Origin of the sequence: Psychrobacter sp. AOP5-GZ1-6, from assembly GCF_052376345.1 — a bacterium.
Taxonomy (GTDB): Bacteria; Pseudomonadota; Gammaproteobacteria; order Pseudomonadales; family Moraxellaceae; genus Psychrobacter.
In genome coordinates, this window is the sequence record NZ_JBQSVP010000179.1 from 1 (window position 1) to 5,039 (window position 5,039).

At 42.6% G+C, this 5,039-nt stretch carries 3 protein-coding genes; all 3 read right to left on the bottom strand.

The features are described from left to right. Positions 1-541: 541 nt before the first annotated feature. Positions 542-808 carry a hypothetical protein gene (locus ACT3RN_RS14445; RefSeq protein ID WP_192520630.1) on the bottom strand — a complete coding sequence of 89 codons (267 nt, stop codon included), beginning with the start codon at positions 806-808 and terminating at the stop codon, positions 542-544. A gap of 397 nt (positions 809-1,205) precedes the next feature. Further along, on the bottom strand, positions 1,206-1,517 hold the full coding sequence (locus ACT3RN_RS14450) for a YrhK family protein (protein ID WP_192520629.1): 312 nt from the start codon (positions 1,515-1,517) through the stop codon (positions 1,206-1,208). A 432-nt stretch (positions 1,518-1,949) separates the two neighbouring features. Continuing rightward, positions 1,950-4,856, bottom strand: a complete 2,907-nt coding sequence (gene uvrA / locus ACT3RN_RS14455; protein WP_192520628.1) for an excinuclease ABC subunit UvrA — start codon at positions 4,854-4,856, stop codon at positions 1,950-1,952. Between the last annotated feature and the right edge of the window lie 183 nt (positions 4,857-5,039).

Here is a 5,039-nt window from a genome sequence, read left to right on the forward strand (position 1 = left end):
GGTTTTCGCTATTCATAAGTGGTTATGTAATATATTACTATTGTTGGTTTTTATTCTAACTCATCTTTAGCTTTGAAAGTAGCATATAGCCCTGACATCCGATAGATAGCCATACAAGCAGACGTAGCTAATAATAAACTATAAAGAAATAAACCATAAACCATAACCCAAAAGCCTAATTAGAATGATGAACACATCATTTAAAATAGACGGAATGAAAAATGGAAATGAAGTATAGCTTGCTGCATTCGCAATAATATAGGCGATGATTGCTAGCATTTGTATTAATACGAAATGAACAAACGAACTAATAACCACCATATATGGACTTTTATCAGCAGACTCCCAGAATTTAGAGTATGCATGCTAATGTAATTATTTTTAATATAGAGCCTATCGATTAAAGCGAACGTTATGCTTCAAGGTATAAGAGATAAGATGTGTGACCACTACAGAATTAAGCCTTAGTCAAATTTAGAACAAAAAAACCACCCTATAAAGAGTGGCCTTTTATCAATGAGTATCTAAAAAACATCAGTTATTAGTGACGACTTTGGCCTGCAGGCTTGTCATAGCCTTTTGCACTCATGCACGAATCTATTTTCTTCATATCACTTTTGTTTGGGCGACTATCTTTAGTCATTTTCACACCATTGTTTCTAGCGCAATCGTCCATGGCTTGTTTCATATCCGCTGACATAGCTGGTCTTTGATGCTGGTGATCGCTTGTGCCGTTTGATGTTCCGCTTGATGCACAGGCAGCAACGCCAACAGTAGATGCTAAGACGATAAATAGTAGTTTTTTCATGAGAGATCCTTAAGAGTTTCAGAGGTCATACAAGAGTGATGAGCATCAATTCGTGCGTGCTATATCGTTATTAATTAGTTGTTTCTATCTCGTATGTGTTTACGCATAATGTTGAAGCATTTAAATATTAATACATTCGACTTTTAAGTATCTTTAATAAAGATTAAGAAAGGTAACGCAACAGAACCGTATAGTTTGAAAATTGATATCTTAATACCACTCAATAAAAAGGCCGCCCTATAAAGAGTAGCCTTTCACGATAATCATCCCACTATTTTTAACGCCTTCAGGGCCTAGATCATTCATTCACCAGTTAGCGCAATAGTCCGAAGTTCTTCAGTATCAACAAGCTCTAAAAGTCGTTTCTCAAGATTTGCCACATCCTACCTGCCACGTCTTAAAATAGACTCAGAGTATCATTAGAAGTAGCGATATTTACCGTGGTATATTTCTTTAGGTGCACGCGGTGGGCAAAGTGTGTGACAGGACGAATCAACATCTCCACGCTACCAGCAATAAACAGATACGTTCCGATCTCTTTCCATGAGGGATATAAAAACATAATACTCCCTACCAAAAACCAAACACCAATCAATATATCATTAACAATACTGAGGACTTGATAACGGTTATGAATAATGAGCGCTTCTGGCCCTAAATGAATCATCAAGTTTGAGTTATTGCCTTTTGCTTTGGTGTGTTGATCCATGTCATGTCTCATCATTATGTCGAGTCGTTAATTGAAAAAAATGGTTATAAATTTATACGCGTTACGGATATAGGTTATATGTGTGTACGTCATAGTCAATCCTACATAAAAGAGGTGTAGCGATACAAAGATACATTTTTTTGCTTGCTGTGCTTGTACAGGAAAAGGCTGCGCAAAATATAGTCAAATCCATATAAATCCGCTACATCGTCATACTCGCTAACCATACTAATGTATCGCTTGCAATCGGTTTCCTTATATCGAAATTATTTGAACTCAACTATATCATTCGTATCGCTGTATTTACTTTATAGTGAATCGCCTATAGTTGACAAATAAAAGTAAGAGTATTCTTCATTGCCTAATCACTCGTTCAACAAAAAAGCCATCCTGATAGGATAGCTCTGATGTCGTTATAAATTTAGAATAAAACTAGCTGACTTCTTTCATACCTTGCTCAAGCATCGGTTTTAAGAATACACCAGTATAGGATTCTTTAACTTCTGCCACTTGCTCAGGCGTGCCTTCGGCGATGATCATACCACCACCTTTACCGCCTTCAGGGCCGAGATCAATCACCCAATCTGCCGTTTTGATTACATCTAAGTTGTGCTCGATGACCACGATGGTATTACCTTTATCACGTAGGGCATGCAGAATAGTGAGCAACTTATCGATATCATGGAAGTGCAAGCCGGTCGTTGGCTCATCTAAGATATAGAGCGTCTGTCCAGTATCACGCTTGGCCAGTTCACGAGCCAGTTTAACCCGTTGCGCTTCACCACCAGATAAGGTTGGTGCAGACTGACCCAAGCGAATATAGCCTAGACCAACATCCATCAAGGCTTGCAGACGACGATAAATCGCTGGAATCGCTGAGAAAAACTCAGTGGCATCTTCAACGGTCATGTCAAGCACTTCAGCGATACTCTTGCCTTTATAGTGAATCTCTAACGTCTCACGGTTGTAGCGCTTGCCCTCACAGCTATCGCAGGGCACATACATATCTGGTAAGAAATGCATCTCAACTTTGATAAGACCATCACCTTGACACATTTCACAGCGTCCGCCTTTTACGTTAAAGCTAAAACGACCAGGCTTATAGCCACGAGCACGCGCTTCTTGTGTCTGTGCGAACATCTCACGCACAGGGGTAAACACGCCAGTATAAGTTGCAGGGTTTGAGCGCGGTGTACGACCAATTGGGCTTTGATCGATATCGACCATTTTGTCCAAATGCTCAAGACCGCTAATACTTTCAAATTTATCGGCGATCAGGGTTGAGGCATTATTTAATTGCGTCGCCGCCAACGGCATAAGTGTGCGGTTAATCAGCGTCGATTTACCCGAACCAGATACGCCAGTCACACAAGTCATGACACCGACAGGTATGGTCAAATCCACCTTATGCAAATTATTGCCTGAGGCGCCTTTTAGCTCGATGGTCATCGGGGCTTTTTTGGATTTAGCCTTACCTTTGACTTCGACATCCATGGTTTTGGCAGTATGACGAACGGTTGGAATTTCAATTTTTTTCTTACCAGACATGTATTGCCCAGTCAGCGATTCTTTATTTGCCATGATGTCATCGACTGTACCTTGTGCAATCACGTGACCACCATGCACACCCGCACCGATACCGATGTCGATGACGTGATCCGCTTGGCGAATCGCATCTTCATCGTGTTCTACGACCAGTACGGTATTACCCAAATCACGCAAGCGCGTGAGGGTTTTTAGCAGGCGATCATTGTCACGTTGATGTAGGCCGATAGATGGCTCATCGAGTACATACATGACGCCCATGAGACCAGCACCAATTTGACTGGCAAGTCTGATACGCTGCGCTTCACCGCCTGATAAGGTTTCGGCAGAGCGGGCGAGTGTCAGATAGTCTAGGCCAACACTTACTAGGAAATTCAAACGCTCGTTGATCTCTTTAAAGATTTTTTCTGCGACTTCGCCTTTATGACCATCGATTTTTAGGGTCTTATAATAGTCGGCAGCATCACCGATAGAGAGTTTGACGATTTCTGCGATGGTTTGTCCATCGACACGGACATTGCGCGAGATTTCATTGAGACGCGCGCCATCGCAGACATTACAAGTGGTATCTGCCAAGTATTTTGCCAGCTCATCACGAACGAGGTTGCTTTGTGTCTTGGCATAACGGCGTTCTAAATACGGAAGCACTCCTTCAAATGGAACGGTTTTATTGGTTTTGCGACCGCGCTCATCGGTAAAGTTAAAGGTTAGTTTCTCTTTACCAGAACCTTGCATGATGAGGTCTTGCTGTTTTTTACTCAGGTCTTGCCATGGGGCATCCATATCAATATCGAAATGCTGACAGACTGTACTTAGTAAGCCAAAATAGTAAGCATGGCGTTTGTCCCAACCATTAATCGCGCCTTGATTGAGCGATTTTTCGTGATGAGTGATCAGCTTCTCAGCAGAGAAGTATTGACGTTTGCCAAGGCCATCACAGCTTGGACACGCGCCGTATGGATTATTAAAACTGAACATGCGCGGCTCAAGCTCTGGTACGGCACGGTCACAGACAGGGCAGGAGTGCTTAGCCGACATGACTTGATTGTCATCACCACCTTCTTTTGGATTACCATCCATGAAGTGTAGGGTAACCAGTCCTTGACCCAAGCGAAGAGCTGTTTCCAAACTTTCAGCGACACGGTTACCCAAGTCGTCACGGACTTTAAAACGGTCAACCACGACTTCGATGGTATGTTTCTTTTTCTTATCCAGCGTCGGCAGCTCGTCAGTATCATAGACATCACCGTCGACACGTACCCGTACAAAACCTTGACCGATGAGCTGCTCAAGCAAGACAGTATGCTCACCTTTACGCTCACGAATAACGGGTGCCAATATCATAAGCTTGGTATCAGCTGGCAATGCCATAATTTGATCGACCATTTCGGTGACTGACTGCGCCACCATTGGCTCGCCATGTTCAGGACAGTATGGCGTACCGATGCGTGCATAGAGCAGACGTAAGTAATCATAAATCTCGGTAATCGTGCCGACCGTAGAGCGTGGGTTGTGGTTGGTCGATTTTTGCTCAATAGCAATCGCAGGGGACAGACCCTCGATACTATCGACCTCAGGTTTTTCCATTTGCGAGAGGAATTGGCGCGCGTAAGCAGATAGGCTCTCAACATAACGGCGTTGCCCTTCGGCATATAAGGTGTCAAATGCGAGCGAAGATTTACCAGAGCCTGATAGACCCGTAATCACCACAAATTTATCTCGTGGAATGTCTAGGTCGATATTTTTTAGATTGTGTGTGCGTGCGCCGCGTATTGCGATATGGTCATGTGCCATCGTTGATAGGTTTCCTATTTGCTAAAGGGGGCGATAAAGATACGTTCAATAAGTAAGCAAAATCATAAGTGATGCTTGTATTCATATGGCTTTATAAAAGGTGATTCGTTTTACAAAGCGATATAAATACTTATCTAACCCCACTCTCAACTTCGAAAGTGATTGAAAAAAGAAGAGCACCTC

What these genes read in the sequence shown, in the direction of transcription:
- ACT3RN_RS14445 (WP_192520630.1), bottom strand. Translation starts at nt 808, where the DNA reads ATGAAAAAACTACTATTTATCGTCTTAGCATCTACTGTTGGCGTTGCT.
- ACT3RN_RS14450 (WP_192520629.1), bottom strand. Translation starts at nt 1,517, where the DNA reads ATGGATCAACACACCAAAGCAAAAGGCAATAACTCAAACTTGATGATT.
- uvrA (WP_192520628.1), bottom strand. Translation starts at nt 4,856, where the DNA reads ATGGCACATGACCATATCGCAATACGCGGCGCACGCACACACAATCTA.